This window comes from Stenotrophomonas sp. 14P6.2.3, assembly GCF_057799055.1.
Genome location: NZ_JBYOLA010000029.1, coordinates 1 through 17,408 on the forward strand (window position 1 = coordinate 1; position 17,408 = coordinate 17,408).

General features: G+C 66.6%; 13 protein-coding genes. 4 read left to right on the plus strand and 9 right to left on the minus strand.

Translation table 11 applies throughout. The features are described 5' to 3' along the window. On the plus strand, positions 1 to 1,210 hold a 1,210-nt coding region (locus AC27VL_RS17380), incomplete at its 5' end, for a multifunctional CCA addition/repair protein (protein WP_488767586.1). 43 nt (positions 1,211 to 1,253) lie between these two features. Here the strand turns inward: AC27VL_RS17380 and AC27VL_RS17385 are convergent. From AC27VL_RS17385 to AC27VL_RS17395, 3 genes are read right to left on the minus strand one after another with little or no spacing between them, the layout of a single operon-like run. Further along, on the minus strand, positions 1,254 to 1,688 hold the full coding sequence (locus tag AC27VL_RS17385) for an SseB family protein (RefSeq protein WP_049467432.1): 435 nt from the start codon (positions 1,686 to 1,688) through the stop codon (positions 1,254 to 1,256). A 50-nt stretch (positions 1,689 to 1,738) separates the two neighbouring features. Continuing rightward, the gene (locus AC27VL_RS17390; protein WP_488767588.1) at positions 1,739 to 2,074 is read right to left on the minus strand and encodes a hypothetical protein; all 336 of its coding nucleotides are present in this window, start codon (positions 2,072 to 2,074) and stop codon (positions 1,739 to 1,741) included. Between the two features lie 3 nt (positions 2,075 to 2,077). Further along, entirely contained in the window at positions 2,078 to 3,118 is a 1,041-nt protein-coding gene (locus tag AC27VL_RS17395) for a S41 family peptidase (RefSeq protein ID WP_488767590.1), read from the minus strand. A 372-nt stretch (positions 3,119 to 3,490) separates the two neighbouring features. Between AC27VL_RS17395 and AC27VL_RS17400 the strand changes: the two genes are divergently transcribed. Further along, a complete protein-coding gene (locus AC27VL_RS17400; protein WP_488767592.1) occupies positions 3,491 to 3,913 on the plus strand; it encodes a hypothetical protein in 423 nt (140 codons plus the stop codon). A 190-nt stretch (positions 3,914 to 4,103) separates the two neighbouring features. Here AC27VL_RS17400 and AC27VL_RS17405 read toward each other — a convergent pair whose 3' ends face one another. The 6 genes from AC27VL_RS17405 to AC27VL_RS17430 form a co-directional block, all read right to left on the minus strand. Further along, positions 4,104 to 7,151 (minus strand): autotransporter family protein, encoded by a 3,048-nt coding sequence (locus AC27VL_RS17405; RefSeq protein ID WP_488767594.1) that lies wholly within the window; start codon positions 7,149 to 7,151, stop codon positions 4,104 to 4,106. A 372-nt stretch (positions 7,152 to 7,523) separates the two neighbouring features. Then, a complete protein-coding gene (locus AC27VL_RS17410) occupies positions 7,524 to 8,591 on the minus strand; it encodes an acyltransferase family protein (RefSeq protein ID WP_488767596.1) in 1,068 nt (355 codons plus the stop codon). A gap of 2 nt (positions 8,592 to 8,593) precedes the next feature. Further along, positions 8,594 to 9,742, minus strand: a complete 1,149-nt coding sequence (nagA, locus tag AC27VL_RS17415; protein ID WP_488767598.1) for an N-acetylglucosamine-6-phosphate deacetylase — start codon at positions 9,740 to 9,742, stop codon at positions 8,594 to 8,596. After that, the gene (locus AC27VL_RS17420; protein WP_317220827.1) at positions 9,742 to 10,770 is read right to left on the minus strand and encodes an SIS domain-containing protein; all 1,029 of its coding nucleotides are present in this window, start codon (positions 10,768 to 10,770) and stop codon (positions 9,742 to 9,744) included. Before AC27VL_RS17420 ends, nagA begins: the two co-directional genes overlap by 1 nt. Before the next feature lie 7 nt (positions 10,771 to 10,777). Continuing rightward, on the minus strand, positions 10,778 to 11,845 hold the full coding sequence (locus AC27VL_RS17425; RefSeq protein WP_099821016.1) for a LacI family DNA-binding transcriptional regulator: 1,068 nt from the start codon (positions 11,843 to 11,845) through the stop codon (positions 10,778 to 10,780). Between the two features lie 39 nt (positions 11,846 to 11,884). Then, positions 11,885 to 13,177: a sugar MFS transporter gene (locus tag AC27VL_RS17430; protein ID WP_099820931.1), complete on the minus strand. Its 1,293-nt coding sequence runs from the start codon at positions 13,175 to 13,177 to the stop codon at positions 11,885 to 11,887. Positions 13,178 to 13,562: 385 nt separating this feature from the next. Here AC27VL_RS17430 and AC27VL_RS17435 point away from each other — a divergent pair, with 385 nt between their 5' ends. Both AC27VL_RS17435 and AC27VL_RS17440 read left to right on the plus strand, forming a co-directional pair. Continuing rightward, positions 13,563 to 14,579, plus strand: coding sequence for a glucokinase family protein (locus AC27VL_RS17435; protein WP_099820930.1), 1,017 nt, complete (start codon positions 13,563 to 13,565; stop codon positions 14,577 to 14,579). A 143-nt stretch (positions 14,580 to 14,722) separates the two neighbouring features. Then, positions 14,723 to 17,386: a TonB-dependent receptor gene (locus AC27VL_RS17440; RefSeq protein ID WP_488767601.1), complete on the plus strand. Its 2,664-nt coding sequence runs from the start codon at positions 14,723 to 14,725 to the stop codon at positions 17,384 to 17,386. The last annotated feature ends 22 nt before the right edge of the window (positions 17,387 to 17,408 follow it).

A 17,408-nucleotide genomic window follows, 5' to 3' on the forward strand; every position in this document is an offset into this window, starting at 1 on the left:
TCTTGTCGGCGGCGCCGTGCGCGACCGCCTGCTGCAGCGACCTGCCGGCGACCGTGACTGGGTCGTCGTCGGCGCCACGCCCGCGCAGATGGAAGCGCAGGGCTACACCGCCGTGGGCCGCGATTTCCCCGTCTTCCTGCATCCGAAGACCGGTGAGGAATACGCGCTGGCGCGCACCGAACGCAAATCCGGCCGTGGCTACCGCGGCTTCGTGGTCGATGCCGATCCGGCGGTGACGTTGGAAGAAGACCTGCAGCGCCGCGACTTCACCATCAACGCCATCGCCTGCGATGAAGACAGCGGCGCGCTGGTCGATCCCTATGGCGGCGCGCGCGACATCGAGCAGCGCGTGCTGCGCCATGTCGGTCCCGCCTTCGTAGAAGACCCGCTGCGCGTGCTGCGCGCGGCGCGCTTCATGGCCCGCTTCGCCTCGCTCGGCTTCACCGTCGCGCCGGAAACCATGGAACTGATGCGCGAGATTGCCGCCAGCAGCGAGCTCGACGCACTGGTGCCGGAACGTGTGTGGCAGGAACTGCGCAAGGCACTGGTGTGTGAGCGCCCGTCCGCGTTCCTGCGCACCCTGCACGACGCGCACGCGCTGGGCCCGATATTGCCGGAACTGGAAGCGTTGTACGGCGTACCGCAGCGCGCGGAATTCCACCCGGAAGTCGATACCGGCATCCACCAGGAAATGGTCAGCGACATGGCCGCGAAACTCGCACCCGGTGATGATCTGGTCGGCTTCGCCGCACTCACCCACGACCTCGGCAAGGGCCTGACCCCGCCCGAGGAATGGCCGCGCCACATCATGCACGAACAGCGCGGCATCAAGCCGCTGAAAGCACTGTGCGCGCGCCTGAAGATTCCGACCGAGCACCAGCAGTTGGCCGAGGCCGTCTGTCGCGAGCACTTGAACGTGCATCGCATCGACGAACTGCGCGATGCCACCGTGCTGGAACTGCTGGGCCGCTGCGATGCACTGCGTCGACCGGAACGGGTGGCCCGCATCGCGTTGTGCTGCGAGGCCGACAAGCGCGGCCGGCTGGGTTACGAGGACAGCGACTACCCGCAGGGCGAAACGCTGAAGCGCCTGCACCGGGCAGCGCTGTCAGTGCAGGCGCGTGACCTGGACACCACGCACCTGAAGGGGCCGGCCATTGGCGAGGCGCTGGCCAAGGCGCGTGTACGGGCGATCGCCGCCGCCCGCTGAAGCATCTGGTAGTGCCGGCCGCTGGCCGGCAACCACAGCTTTATCAGTGCGCCATCCCACGCGTGATCGCCGCAGCACGTTCCTTCAGCTGCGCCACCGCGTCGGGGATCATCTCCATGCCCACATCCAGGCCCGGGTTCAGCACCAGGCCGACGCCCTCGCCGATGCCCGACAGCAGCGCATGCACCGCGATGGGCATGGCATGGGCGAACTGCGGCAGCTGCTCGTGCCAGATTTCCGCGCGCTCGGGCGCAGTGAACACCGCGAACATCGGCTCGCCGCCCTCGCTGGTCAGCACCAGCGGCGAAATGCTCTCGTCCCAGGCGCCATCTTCACCGATGGCCTTGTCCAGCAGCACGAACACCGGCGCGGTCAGCAGGCCGTCGAGGAACTGCGAGGCCGTGAGGGTTCCGTCCTGGGCCTGCAACAGGCGCACTTCCAGGTCGTTGGCGGGTTCGAACGGCGTTTCGTGATCCATGGTCGGTTCCGGTACGTGGTTGCTGGCTGCAACTTTAGCAGGCCGCGTCCTCAACCACCGTGCCCTTGCCGCCACATCCACCCCGCCACTGCCAGCCCGGCCAGCACCACCAGCATCACCGGCAGGCCGAAGCGGTGTCGCCACGGGATCGGCACCCCGCCCAGCTGCTGGTCCATGCTTTCGGTATCCAGCACCCAGCCATGCTCGCAGCCCGTGCAGGCCAGCTCGTAGCGACGCTGATAGACGAAGCCGAACAGCAGGTCGATGCGCGCCATCTTGAAGCGCAGCTGCGGTGCGAACTCGGTTTCGGTCTGGCAGCGCAGGCAATGGTGCGCTTCGGTGGGGCCGACAATCAGCACCCGTTCGTGTTGGCCAATCAGCAGCATGGTTCAGCCTTTCCTGCAGGCGAGCTGGGCCAGCAGCCAGGCTTCGGCCGCATCCACCGTGGCGGCATCGCCGACGGTGGCCTGGTCCGGTGCGATCTTCCGCCCGTCGCCATTTCCATTGCGATCGCGCATGACGCTGGTGGTCAGCACCAGCGCGCTGCCGTCCACCAGCCGGCGCACCACGTTGGCAGTCGATACGCCCGCCGTGGGCTGGCCGAAACTGCGGGTCTGCGCGCGGCCGCGGAACGCCAGAACGGTCGCCTCACCGGAACTGGCGGTGCGCGGGCCGGTCAAGACTGCCACCGGTGCGCCAACAAGGCTGGGTAGATAGCCGGGCTGGCCGAAATCCAGACGCGTCGCCTCGCCCATGCGCACGCCACTGGCGGTGGTCTGCCACCGTACCGGACCGTCGGCGGTCTCGAATGATCCCACGTCCTCGATGCCCATCGCCGAGGTGCGCAGCAGCGGCGCAACGCCCAGCAGCATCGGCCACATGTTGCCGCCGGTGTTGTCGCGCAGGTCGACGATCCAGCCACAGCGAGGCGTGCTGTCCTTTTCACGGATGATGTTCTGCCACCGCACCGCACGCTGGATGTTCTGCTGCTGCAGCTGCGGCGGCGGCGCACTGGGGTCGGCCGCATAGCCCTCGATCAGCACCTGGCCGATACGCGGGTCACGTTGGTGCGTGGCGTCGCTTTCGCTGCGGGCAACGGCGCTGGCATTTTCCCGGGCGAAGCGCTGCACACGCTGCTGCTGTCGTTGCGGGGTCATCCAGGTGCCGTGACCGCCTGAACTGCGGCCGATGGCCTCGACCAGCACGGCCCGGACCCTGCCGGGATCACCCTGCGCGCCCTTCAGCCGCGTGCGCGTGGCTGGCCAGTCGACTCTGCTTCGGTACAGCGCCTCGCGTTCGAGCATGTCCAGCAGCTGTGCCTGTGCGGCGGGTGATGGGATCTCGATGGTGTCGGCCGCAGTGGCAGCGGTCGCTGCCAGCAGCGTGGCGATCAAGGCGGCTCGTGCCGGCAGTCCCTTGCTGTTTCGCATCGACATCTCCCTGTCGTTGGATGAAGGCGAAGCATAACGCCTCGGCCGTCGCGCGACGTGTCGCATCAGGCACATCAGGATCGGGCTGCGATTTACAACTTTGCCCATGTCGGCGCGGCGGCAAACGCGCGAAGGTCGCTGTGCCAGCGCCACCTGCGCTGGCCGGGATTGGCGTCCCGAATCAATGAGCAAAGATGACCGATTGCCTCGCTGCAGGCACTCGCGACAATGCACCACCTGCCGGTCCATGGCGGGCGGTGCGTGGGGACCCTTGGGTCCGTCGGCTTCTTCTTTGCTCTTGACCGGCACGCCAACCCGCACCGCCCGCCACCTTGCATCCCGCAGGTGGCCTTGCCTTGTGAGGTTGCTGCCATGACTACGCTCTACCCCACCTATCCCCGCCTGCACACACTGCTGGGGGATGCTCTGCCCGACCTGCAGCTGCCCAACGCCGCTGCCGAGGCGTTGGAAGACGCGCTGACCGAAGCGGATGAAGCCGCTCCCACACCTGCCTTTTTCAAGCGGTTGCGCGACATCACGCGCTGCCACGCCGCCGACGGCGAGCCGTGGACGGAACTGCGCATCACGCCGGCGCATGCCCGCGATCTGGCCTGCACCACGCGCTGCCTGCTGGCGTTGTCGGCATTGGGTGGCGTGTTGCTGGCGACACAGGCCGCGCGTGAACTGGACGACGCGGAGGCGCAATGCCCGCCGCTGACAGAGGAAGGGTTGCTGCATGCGGTGCAGCTGCTGGCCGATCACGCGGGTGCGTTGCTGGGGCGATCGCCGTTGTGATGCAGGTGTATGGGAATTGATTGACTGCTGCCAAGGCGTGTCGACCAAGGTCGACACCTACCAGGGCGGGTCATGACGCCGGAGGGATTCGTGTCGACCAAGGTCGACACCTACCAGAGCGGGTCATGGCGCCGGTTGGATTTGTGCCGACCGAGGTCGGCACCCACCAAAGCAGCCAACGCGGCGGGCGTCACCAATCCGCACGCAGGCCGATGTTCCCTTCGATGATGCGGCGCTTGCCGTTGTCGCTGCCACCCAGCTCGCGGGTGTAATCGGCCACAGCATATGCACTGATCGTGCGGTTGAAGCGCCCGACCACGCCGATACCGGCTTCCAGCGCGCGCGAGCGCTGCGAATTGATGATCGCGTCGCTGTCGAACAGGATGCGGTCCTCGCCCGAGCGGCCATGCCAGTAATTCAACTTGAAGTACGGCTGCCAGCCGTTGTCAGCCAGTTGGTAGTCGCCCGCCAGGCGCAGGCCGACGCGGCCGGTCCAGGCGTTGTCGTTGTCGAAGGAAACGGTGGACACCAGATCACGCTGGTCATCGAGTGAACTGCGTTGCCAGATCACCTGCAACTGCGGCTCCAGCCACCACGATGACTGTCCGATCTGCAGCAGTGGCTTGCCCGCTTCCAGCGACAGCGTGGTGCCATCGCCCTTGAGGTCGATGCCCAGCCCGCGCGACGAACGCGTGCGGCCGTCGTAGCGGCTCTGCATCGCCACCGCGTCGATGTAGCCGCCACTGCTGTCAGTCAACGTCCAGTACAGGCCCACGTGCTTGTCGTCCAACCGGCTCTGACCGACCAGCACGTTGTCCCAGCCAATGGCCAGGCCGGTGACCTTGCCATCGGCGCGGGTGCGGCCGACGAACACGCCGATCTGGTTGCGGTGGCTGTCGGCGGCAGCGGCCCATACATCCAGGCCCGCCTGCACGCCCATCACGTCACCATCGAAGCCGGGCCGTGCATCGCCCTTCCAGTGGATCTCGCTGCTCTGCCCCACCAGCCGTCCCCATGCGGTGCGGAACGCGCCCTGGTTGTACAGCAGGCGCTGTTCGCCCTGGCGCTCGTGGAAGGTACCCAGGCTGGCCAGCGAGGTCTCGCGCAACAGCGGGGGCACCACGGCGTAGGCAGCGGTCTCCAGGCGGTACAGCGGCACCAGGCCATTCTCGTCCGGTGCGGCGGGTCTTGCCCCCGCAGTGGGCGGCGGCGAACCGGTACCGGGCAGGCTGCCACCAGCCACCGGCACGTCCGGCACCGGTGGATCGCTGGGCGGTGCTACGGGCGGCGGTTCCGGCGGCGGCGGCGGTGGCGCGGTCTCACCGGCGGTCAGGTTCGGATCGATGGCACCTTCCGGTGGCGGTGGTGGTGCCGGAGGAATCGGCGGCGGCGGTGCGACCGGCGGTGTCGGCGGCGGCGGCGGAAGTACTTCACCGCCGCCGTTGGGCGCGGGTGCCGGCCCGGCCGCCAAGGTCGAACGCAGGTACCAGTTCTCGCCGGTGCCGGCGCTGACACCGCCCTTGAACAGGAAGTACTCGTAAGCACCGGCCGAGACCGGTGCGAACAACGAGAACGCGCCTGGCGCGGTGGTTGCACCGTTCAACGCCTGCACCACCAGGATGCCGTCGACCAGCGTGGCCGATCCTCCGCCACCGGCGTTGATGATGCCCAGACCGGTGCTGCCGGTGGCGGTGCCGCCATCAAAGACCAGTCGGTCGCTGGCTGAGTCGTCCGCACCCAGCACGGTCTGCAGGTACACGCCACCGCCGTCGCCGCGGTAGTTGCCACGGATGGTGAAGGCATCACCGGCGCCGCCACTGTTGGTCAGGTCGATGCGGCCGGCGTTGACCATGTCCACCAGCGCAGCTGCCGCGAACGGACGGATCGCATGGTTGCCGCCCCCCGCAAACAGGGTGCTGGTCTCATCCACGATCACGCTGCCGGTAGCGGTGGCACTGTCGCCCAGCACCAGATCGCCATCGAAGGTGAGCTCAGTGCTGCTGGCCAGGCTGATCGCTTCCCAGTTCTGGAAGCGCCCGACGCCAGCGGTCTTGACGTTGTTGAAGCCGAGACGGTCGGTGCCGGTACCACCATCGAACAGTGGCACGGCGCCCAGATTGGCCTGGTTGAGATTGCTGAGGGTCGCGACGTCATCGTCGGGCCCCATGTCGATGGCGCCGTAGACGATGCCGCCGCCATTCCAGTTGAAGGTGTCGTTGCCGGTGCTCAGCAGCACCTGGCCGCGCACGGTGCCACCGGTGATGGTGACGCTGTCGGTGCCGCCACTGACGCTGATGTTGCCGCCGATGTAGGCGTCGTTGGAGATGATGACGGTGTCCTGGTCGAAGCCGGTGACCACGTTGCCGTCGACGGTGCCGCCGGACATGTCCCACAGGTTCTTGTCCAGCTTCATGTTGACGCGGCCGATGCGGCCACCGGTCATCCACGCCTGGTCGCCATCTTCGAACGCGCCGACGATGCGGCCACCGCTCATGCGGAAGGTATCGATGTTGTCGCCCTGCTGCAGGGCACCGATGGTGCCGCCGGTCATGACGAAATCATCGCGGCCACTGCCCTGCGTCACCAGTCCGGTGATGGTGCCGGCGTTGACGGTCAGCTGGTCATCGCCATTGCCCTGGTCGAGGCTGTCGATGGTGCCGCCGCTGAGCAGCAGCACGTCGTTGCCATCGCCCTGCTGCACGCCGCCGCTGATGCTGCCGGCCAGCATCTGCAGGCGATCGTTGCCGGCACCGAACTGCACGCCGCCGGTGCCGCCGCTGATGGTGCCGCGGTTGACCACGCTGCTGTCGCCGGCGCCACTGAACTGCAGTGCGATACCGCTGCCGGAACTGATGCTGCCGGTGTTGTCGACGCGGCTGCCGGCGCCGAGCTGCACCGCGGTACCGCTCGCCGAGTTGATGGCGCCCAGATTGGTGAGCACGTGCCCGCCGGCGCCGAGCAGGGAGACGGCGCTGCCCGCGCCGGCCTGCTGCAGCTGCGCGCCGTTGCCAACATTCACGGTGATGCCCGCCGCGCCACTGGCACTGATTGCTGCGGTCTCGGGATTGGGGGCAGCGCTGCTGCAGGTGACGGTCTGCCCGGCGACGGGAGCCGTCGCATCGCAACCAGCCCAGGCGGCCGGGGCGGACAGGGCGAGCAACGAGGGCATCGCCAGGATCTGCAGCAGGGAAACGGTCAAACAGCGCCGGCGTAACCCGCGCGGGACGACATGGGACATACGGCACTCCTGGGTCGGGGGATCAGGAACTGCGGATGTTCTGTACGACACTGCAGACGCAGTCTGCCCTGCCATGAATGGTTTCGATAGGTGAATTTATCGGCAGTCGGTCACGCTTTGGTTGTGAAGCCGGGAAGTGCTCACGCGGTCCGCATGTCGATGAATCCGTTCACGTCGAATGATCCGTGGAGAGCATCCACGCATGGCGTGGATCTACTGCACTCCTGGCCCAGTAGATCCACGCCATGCGTGGATGACCCACAACCCACCAGCCCAGTAGATCCACGCCATGCGTGGATGACCCACAACCCACCAGCTCAGTAGATCCACGCCATGCGTGGATGCGCCGTTCGCTACTACCTTTGCCCGCGCTCAGATCTTCAGATAAATGCGACGCCGGTCCAGCCACCACGCCACACCCCACCACAGCGCAACGAATACCAACGCCTGCAGCATCGAGGCCAGCTCCAATGCCTGCGGCATCGCCACGGCCAGTTGCTGCCAGACCCATCCCCAGGCGCCGGTCGCCAGCAGGATCACCGACATCACCGAAGCCCCCAGATAGGCAGTGATTGCATTGACGCCGAAACGCCGGCCCAGCGCCGGCCACCCCTTGCGGTCGATCAGCACGTGGCCCAGCCACAACGCCAGCGCGGCCAGGCCCCCGGTCCACAGCACGTAGCTGGGCGTCCACAGCTGCTTGTTGAGCGGCAACACCGTCGTCAGCAGCAGGCCGAGCACGGCGGTGATCGCACCCAGCGCAGCCAATGCACCGGCGCGGCCACTGCGCAGCAGGCCGCCGGCCAGCAGGCCCAGCACGGTGCTGGCCAACGCGCCGAGGCTGCTCAGCAATCCTTCCGGGTCATGGCCCAGACCGGTATCGGCCTGCCATTGGTAGATCCATGGTGCGAACAAGGTGGTATCCAGACGGCTGGCCGGATTGGTCCACGGCGCAAGGTCTCCCACGCCCAGCAGCAGCGCGGTGTAGCCGACCAGCAACGCGACCAGCACGGCCGCCTGCACGCGCGGGCGCGCATACACCGCCAGCACGCCCACCACTGCCGCGCACAGTGCAATGCGCTGCAGCACACCCCAGATGCGGAAGTGGTGCGTATGCAGTGCCCACCACACCAGCAGGTGCAGCAGCACGCCGGCAATGGCGATGCGCAGTGCGCGTTCCAGCACGCCACGTGCAAGTGCCGGCCGTGCACCCGGATCCAGCGCGCGCGGTGCGACGCTGAAGGCCATCGACACGCCCACCAGGAACAGGAAGAACGGGAACACCAGGTCGGTCGGTGTGCAACCGTGCCATTCGGAATGGCGCAGCGGTGCGAACACCGCACTCCAGTCACCGGGGTTGTTGACCAGCAGCATCGCCGCAACGGTCATGCCGCGCAGGGCGTCGATCGAGCCCAACCGGCGTGGCGGCGTGCTGCTCATCGTCAAGCCGCCTCGTACTGGCCGGCAATCCACGTACCACGCACCTGCAATGCATCGTCCAGCAGCACCAGGTCGGCCTGGTAGCCCTCGGCGATATGACCCAGGCGGTCATCGACATTGAGGAACTGCGCCGGATAGGTCGAGGCCATGCGCGCTGCTTCAGCCAGCGGCTGGCGCAGCAGCTGCACGGTGTTGCGCACGGCGGTGGCCATGTCCAGCGCCGAACCGGCCAGCGAGCCGGCCGCGTTGCGCACGACGCCATCGATGGCGGTGATGGTTTCGCCATACAGCACGTAGCTGGGATCGTCCGCACCGACCGGCGGCATCGCATCAGTCACCAGCAGCAGGCGGCCACGCGGCTTGGCCGCCAGCGCCACGCGCAGGCTGGCCGGATGCACGTGCACGCCATCGACGATGATGCCGAGCCAGCTGTCGCGATCTTCCAGCGCCGCGCCGACCGCACCGGGCTCGCGCCCCTGCAGCGGCGACATCGCGTTGTACAGATGGGTGAAGCCACGCACGCCGGCATCGAGGCCGGCACGGATCTCTTCATAGGTACCGGCGGTGTGGCCAGCGGCGACGATCACCCCGCGTTCAACCAGCGCGCGGATGGTCTCCAGCGGCACGCGCTCCGGCGCCAGGGTCAGCAGGGTCACGCCGTTATCCAGCGACGACGCCAGTTCGATCTCTTCCGCGTCCGGCACGCGGAACTTGCTGGCATCGTGCGTGCCTTTGCGCGCCGGTGCGATGTACGGGCCTTCCAGGTGGATGCCGATCACGCCCGGCACGCCCTGCGCAATGGCCTCACGCATCGCAGCGATCGCCTCGCGCATCACACCGAGGTCATCGCTGATCAGGGTCGGCAGCATCGCGGTGGTGCCGAAGCGGCGATGCGCACGCGCAATCGTGCGCAGCGACGCCACGTCGGGCGTGTTGTTGAACAGCGCGCCGCCACCGCCATTGACCTGCACATCGATGAAGCCGGGCAGCAGCCAGCCGCCCTCCAGGTCCACCTGCTCGTCAGCCATGCCCAGCTGCGGTGCAGCGTCGGGCAGCAGCGCGCTGATGTGGCCGTCTTCGATGAGCACCGCAAGATCGTCGCGGAACTCATCGCCGGCAAGAATGCGGGCATTGCGCAGAACGGTTGCCATCACACCGTCTCCGTAACCTTGTTCAGATGCGGCGGCAGGTCCGGGTTGAAGCCGCGGCGCAACGCCAGCGCGTTGATCGCGCGGTAGAAGCTCTGCACCGTCAGCAGCGGCGCGCACAGCGGATGCGGCGCGGCGGCGACGGGCAGGTTGCCGCCGGCACCGGCCAGCCACACCTGGGCGCCACGTGCGGTGAATTCTTCGGCCACGGCACGGGTGCCGGCACCGGTTTCATCGGGCTGGGCAAAGGCCAGCACCGGGAAGCCGCGATCGACCAGCGCCATCGGACCATGCTTGACCTCGGCCGAGCTGTAGGCCTCGGCGTGCAGGCTGCAGGTTTCCTTGAACTTCAGCGCGGCCTCCTGCGCTGCGCCGAGGCCCAGGCCACGGCCGAGCACGAACAGGTTGTTGGCCTCCACCAGGCCATCGGTCACTGCGCTCCAGTCGCACTGCCAGGCCTCGCGCATGGCATCGGGCAGCAGGTCCAGGGCATTGCGCAGCGCGCTGTCCTGCTTCCAGTATGCGGCCAGCTGCAGAAGCGCGGACAACGAGGCCAGGTAACTCTTGGTCGCCGCCACGCTTTTTTCCACGCCGGCATGCAGCGGGATGACCGTGTCGGCAAGCTGTGCCAGCGGCGAATCCTCGACGTTGACCAGCGCCACCACGCGCGCGCCAGCAGCCTTGGCCGCCTCGGCATTGCGCAGCAGGTCCGGGCTCTTGCCGGACTGCGAGATGACGATGAACAACGCACCGCGCAGCTGCAGCGGTGCGGCGTAGACCGAACCCACCGACGGCGAGGCCGAGGCAACGACCAGGCCCAGCTGGGTTTCCAGCAGGTACTTGCCATAGGTCGCGGCATGGTCGGAGCTGCCGCGTGCGCAGGTCACCACGAACGGCGGCGGCGCAGCGCGCAGGCTGGCTGCCAGCGTCTCCATCACGGCATGGTTGCGGGCGAACTGGCGGGCAACGACCTCGGCCGCTTCGGCGGCCTCGGCGAACATCAGGGTGGCAGTGGGGTCGGACAGCGACATGGCAGGCTCAGGAAGGATCGGAAGGAAGGGGACGGGCGGCGGCAGGACGCATCGGTGCGGTCGAGCCACGCACCACCAGCTGTGGCACGAAGCCCTGGTTGTGCAGCGGCGCCGGCGCATCGTCGTAGGCGTCACTGCGCAGCTGCGCGATCAGCAGGCGCGCGGCATGGCGGGCGATGTCCTCGGTGGCCTGCTTGGCGGTGGTCAGCGGCGGCCACGACTGGCGCGAGAACGGGCTGTCCTCGAAGCCGGCGATCGACAGGTCGTAGGGCACGTTCATGCCGGCCGACTTCGCGGCGGCCAGTACGCCGGCAGCGATTTCATCGTTGGAACCGAAGATGGCGGTAGGCGGTTCGCGCAGTGCCAGCAGCCGCCGCGCGCCGCGGAAACCATCGTCGAAGGTGTAATCGCCCTGCACCACGAGATGCTTGTCCACGGTCATGCCGTAGTCCTTCAGCGCGGCCTCGTAACCGGCGTAGCGTTCGCCCGACGACCGGTGCGAGGTGCCACCCCAGAGGAAGCCGATGCGCTGGTGACCCAGCTGGATCAGGTGCTCGGTGATTTCGTAGGCGGCTTCGCGGTCGTCGACGAACACGCAGGCGCCATCGGCCGGATCTTCAGTAGCGGCGATGATCCGCACCAGCTTGATGCCCCGCGCAGTGAGCGCCTGGATCAGATCGCGACGTTCGGACATCGGTGCGGTCAGCACCAGCCCGGCCAGGCGCGAACGCTGCACCCAGTCGGCCAGTTCATCGGCCAGTAGCGGCGAGCTGGAATCGCACGGATGGATCTGCAGGCCGAAGCCGGTTTCACGGCAGGCGGCGAGCACGCCGTTCTGCACGCCGATGATGTGGTACGGGTTGGGGTTGTCGTACACCAGCCCGATCACGAAGGTGGTGCCGCTGCGCAGGTTGCGCGCGGAGGGATCGGGTTCGTAGTCGAGCTCGGCGATGGCACGCAGCACCCGCGCACGGGTGGCCTGCATCACCGAGGGCTCGTTGTTGATCACCCGCGACACCGTCTTCAGCGAGACCTTGGCCTTTTCGGCAACGTCCTTGATGGTCGCTCTGCGCATCGGCTTTTCCTGGGGTTGGCTGCCGTCCATCATCGCCGATCAGCCCTTGTCCTGCGGCAGGCCGACGCGATGGCCGACCACCGAGTAGAACAGGATGTACAGGTAGCACGGCACCATCAGCAGCAGGAACACCAGCTGGAAGTCGATGTGCTGCTTGAGCACGGCGAACAGCTGCGGAATGATCGCGCCGCCGGCGATGCCCATCACCAGCAGCGCCGAACCGGTTTCGGTGAAGCGGCCCAGGCCACGGATCGCCAGCGGGAAGATCGCCGGCCACATCATCGCGTTGGCAAAGCCCAGCAGGGCCACAAAGGCAACCGACACATAGCCATGGGTGAAGAACGCCCCCAGGCAGAACACCACGCCCAGTACCGCAGAGATGGTCAGGTAGCGCGACTGCGAGACCACCTTCGGGATCAGCAGCAGGCCGACCACGTAGCCCACCAGCATCGCGCCCAGGGTGAGCGAGGTGAACATCTTGGTCTGGTCCAGCGGCAGGTCGAAGCCATGACCGTAGGTACCGATGGCATCACCGGCCATCACTTCCACGCCGACATAGACGAACAGGCACAGCACGCCCAGCCACAGGTGCGGGAACTGGAAGATGCTGCTGCGCTCTGCCTTGCCCGGTGCCCCGGCCGGGGTGGCATTGGCCTCGGAGGCCTTGATTTCAGGCAGCGGTGAGAACAATACCGCGACCGCCAGCACCACCAGCAAGCCGGCCATGGCCAGGTACGGCGCGTGGATCTTGGCGGCGAATTCGTTCAGCAGCTGCGCCTTGGTCGCTTCGTCGGCAGCGGCCACCGTGGCCGACAGATCGCCGATGCCGTGCAGCACCACCGTGCCGATCAGCACCGGCGCCAGCATGCCGGCGATCTTGTTGCAGATGCCCATCATCGCGATGCGCCGTGCGGCGGTTTCGATCGGGCCGAGGATGGAGATGTACGGGTTGATCGCGGTCTGCAGCAAGGCAAGTCCACTACCGATCACGAACAGGCCGCCGAGTGCACCGGGATACCAGCGCTGGGTGGCGAATTCGCCGAACAGCGCAGCGCCGCCTGCCATCACCAGCAGGCTCAGGCTGAGGCCCTTCTTCATGCCCGTGCGGCGCAGGATCCACGACGCCGGCAGGGCCAGGAAGAAGTAGGACAGGTAGAACACCATCAGCACCAGGAAGGCGCCGACCTCGCTGAGCTCGAAGGCGAGTTTGACGAAGGTGATCAACGGGCCGTTGAGCCAGGTGAAGAAGCCGATCAGGAAAAACAGCACGCCGACGATGGCGATGGACGAGGCCACGTTCGGGCGTGCGCTTGCAGCGGGGACGGCTGACATCAGGAAGGCTCCTGCGGCGACGGCCGCAGAACACGGCGTCGGAGAGTGGCTGGGAACAACGTTGTCACATTCTTTCGGTGGACGACGACCGTTTGTCAACTTCCATGCACGGGCCACCACATCGGATGCTGCACTGCGCAAGCCCGCTGCACGGCCATCCGCTGAATGCGCTTCGCCCTTGAAGCCCCTTGCTGCAACGGTTCTGCCATGGTCGCCGCACTCACGCCATGTAAACGTTTACGGCGATCTGCATTCGCTGCGGCGCAGCAACGAAAGTGTCACGAACTCGTTGACATCGTTGTCAACGCGGTTACAGACTCCGCCCCAATCGCCGGCTTCATCGTTGCCCTTCCCGGGGCCGGCCCCACCTGCTGCAGGAGCCCGCGTGACCGCCAGCCATCCCGCCCCGGCCCATGTCCTGTCCCGCGTCGCGCCCTCGTTCCTGGCTGCCGACGTTGGCGGCACCCATGTGCGTGTCGCCCGGGTCCAGGCCAGCGGCGACGATGCCCATCCGGTGCAGGTGCTCGATTACCGCAAGTACCGCAACGCCGACCATGCCGGGCTCAGCGCGATCCTCGCCGACTTCCTGGCCGAAGGCCCGCGCCCGTCGCACTGCGTGGTCGCCACCGCCGGCTATGCCCGCGAAGACGGCACGGTGATCACCGCCAACGTGCCGTGGCCGTTGTCGGCGCGGCAGATCGAGGCCGACGTCGGCCTGCAGCGGGTGCACATCGTCAATGACTTCGAAGCCGTGGCCTATGCCGCCGCGCAGGTCGATGCCAGTGGCGTGCTGCACCTGTGTGGCCCGGACAGTGCACCGCGCGGCCCGACCCTGGTGGTCGGACCCGGCACCGGCCTGGGTGCAGCGTTGTGGATTCCCACGGCCAACGGCCCGGTGGTGCTGGCTACCGAAGCCGGCCAGCCGACCCTGGCCGCCAGCACCGAACTGGAAATGGCGATCGTCCGCCACATGCAGCGCGACCGCGCGCATGTGTCGATCGAACATGCGATCTCCGGCCCCGGCCTGATGAACCTGTACCGCGCGATCTGCGCACTGCAGGACCAGGCGCCGGCACTGGCCAGCCCCGATGCCGTCACCGCTGCGGCAATGGCCGGCAGTGATCCGCTGGCTCGGCAGGCGCTGGATGTGTTCTGCGGCCTGCTCGGCAGCACCATCGGCGACATGGCCCTGTTCTATGGCGCCCACGGCGGGGTCTACCTCGCCGGTGGAATCCTGCCGCAGATCCGCGAGTACCTGCGTACCAGCACCTTCGTCGAACGCTACCTGCAGAAGGGGCCGATGGGCGAGGCGCTGGCACGCATCCCGGTGAAGGTGGTCGAACACGGACAGCTGGGCGTGATCGGCGCTGCCAGCTGGTACCTGCTCCACGCCGACGCCTGAACCCGCAAACGGCTTCAACGCAATCGCAGCACGCAGTACGTGGCAAGCCAATGCCCGGGACATCGCCGCCGCCCCGCGCACGTCATCGCAACCGCAATCCCATATCGCCGCCGGCATCCAATCGAGTGATGAGGAGAGACATCATGAATACCCGCAAGACCTTGCTTTCGGCCGCCATCGTCAGCTGCATCGCCTTCAGTGCGCACGCGCAGCAGGCCGCCCCGACCGCCACCGATCTGGACACCGTCACCGTTACCGGTATCCGCGGTTCGATGGAAAAGTCGCTGGACACCAAGCGCGAAGCCAATGCGCGCGTGGAAGTGGTCACCGCCGAAGACGTGGGCAAGCTGCCGGCGCACAACGTTGCCGACACCCTGCAGCGCCTGCCGGGCGTCAACATCAGCTCGTCCAGCGCCGATGAAGGCGGCTTCGACGAAGCCGACCGTGTCAGCCTGCGCGGCACCAGCCCCAGCCTCACCCAGACCCTGATCAACGGCCACACCGTCGGTTCGGCCGACTGGTTCGTGCTCAGCCAGGGCAACAACGTCGGCCGCAGCGTCAGCTACTCGCTGCTGCCGTCGGAACTGGTCAGCTCGGTTGAAGTGAACAAGTCCTCGCAGGCCAAGCTGCAGGACGGTGGTACCACCGGTACCGTCAACATCATCACCCGCAAGCCGCTGGAATTCTCCAAGCAGTTCACTGCGGAAGGCTCGATCGGCATGGTGCGTTCGGACCAGGCCAAGTCGAACGACCCGCAGTACTCGGCATTGTTCAACTACAAGAACGATGAGGGCACCTTCGGCGTGATGGTGCAGGGCTTCAGCCAGAAGCGCGAACTGCGCCGTGAAGCGCAGGAAATTCCGGGTGGCTTCTTCCAGATCGGCGCCAAGGATCCAGTGGCGCTGACCAATCCGGACCTGATCGGCGTCAACGTTCCCGGCCTGCTGGGTTCGACCCTGTTCGAACAGACCCGTGAGCGCAAGGGTGGCCTGGTCTCGCTGCAGTTCAAGCCGACCGACACCCTTACCCTGGGCTTGAACGGTTTCAGCTCCGAGCTGAAGGCGAACAACTACAACCGCAACTTCATGATGTTCGGCAACAGCTTTGCCAAGGTGCAGGCGCCGAACCCGGGCTATGTGGTCAAGGATGGCGTGCTGACCAACGCCACCTATGCAGGCGTGCCGGGCACCAACTACGCGGTGTACGACATGATCTACCGCGAGTCGAAGGCCAAGTCGAGCTACGTCACCTTCGATGCCGACTGGCAGATCAGCGACAGCCTGACGGCCAAGTTCCAGGCCGGCAGCACCAAGGGCACCGGTGAGACTCCGCGCCAGTACATCGCCGAGGTCACCGTGGGCAGCGGCGGTGGCGCCAGTTGGGCCACGCACGGCAGCGGCTCGCCGATCGACTGGAACGTTGGCGGCGACCTCTCGCCCAACGGCGTGACCAGCTTCGGCACCTGGGGCAACCAGCAGGTCACCGCCGAAGACAAGGAGAAGTGGGCCACGCTCGACTTCAACCAGTACTTCAACGACGGCGGCGTGCTGAGCTCCATCGACTTCGGTCTGCGCTTTGCCGACCACAAGCGCGAAGCGCTGTCGCCGGAAGGGGCAACCCCGGGTGACATCTGGAGTGCGCTGAAGAACGGTGCCACCTCCAACTATCCGAACGGTTTCGCTGGTGATATCGGCGGCACCTTCCCGCGCAACATCTGGTACTTCACCCCGGGTGCGCTGAAGGATGCGGTGACCAACAACTCCACCTGGCTGGCGGGCAACGACGGCCCCACCGGTCGCCACAACTACGGTGCCGAGTGGCAGGTGAAGGAAAAGAACTTCGCCGGCTACGTGCAGGCCAACTTCCGCGGTGACTGGTGGAGCGGCAACCTGGGCCTGCGCTACGTCAACATCAAGCAGGACATCAATACCTACAACGCGGTCAGCAATGCCGCCGATGCGGACGTCAGCAGCCTGTTCGGCATGTGGGAACGCGTCGCCTTCCAGAACAAGCGCAACCGCGTGCTGCCCAGCGCCAACATCAAGTTCGACCTGGACGACAACCTCGTGCTGCGCGTGGCCGCTTCGCAGACCCAGACCCTGCCCGATTACTCGGCACTGGGTGCATCGTCCTACGGTTCGGATCTGAACCGGACCGGCGGTGGCGGCAACCCGAACCTCAAGCCGACGCTGTCCACCAACCTGGATGCGAACCTTGAGTGGTACTTCATGCCGCGCGGCCTGCTGTCGGTCGGCGCTTACCACATGGACCTGAAGGACTACATCGCCTTCGACGTGGTCTCGCGCCAGCTCTACAGCGAACTGACCAACCGGCTTGAGACCTACCAGATCTCCACCCCGATCAATGCCGACGGCAAGGTCACTGGTGTGGAAGTGGCCTACGAGCAGCCGATCGGCGAGTACTTTGGTGTCAACGCCAACTACACCTACGCCAACGGCACGACCGCCCACACTTGGTCGGACGGCTCGCACAACCTGCTGGGCACCTCGAAGAACACCTACAACGTGGGCGCATACTTCGAGAACGAGCGCTTTGGTGCACGGGTCAGCTACACCCACCGTTCCTCGTTCCTGATCAGCCTGTCGGGCACCAACCCGTACTACCAGGATGACTTCGGCACGCTGTCGGCGTCGCTGAGCTTCAAGGCCACCGACTGGCTGAGCATCAGCCTGGATGGCCTGAACCTCAACAACCCGACCTACAAGTACTACCAGACCGCGGCCATTCCGACCTCGTTCTACAGCAACGGTCGCCAGTACTACCTGAACTTCCGCTTCAAGTACTGATCCAGCGGCAGCTTCATCGCCG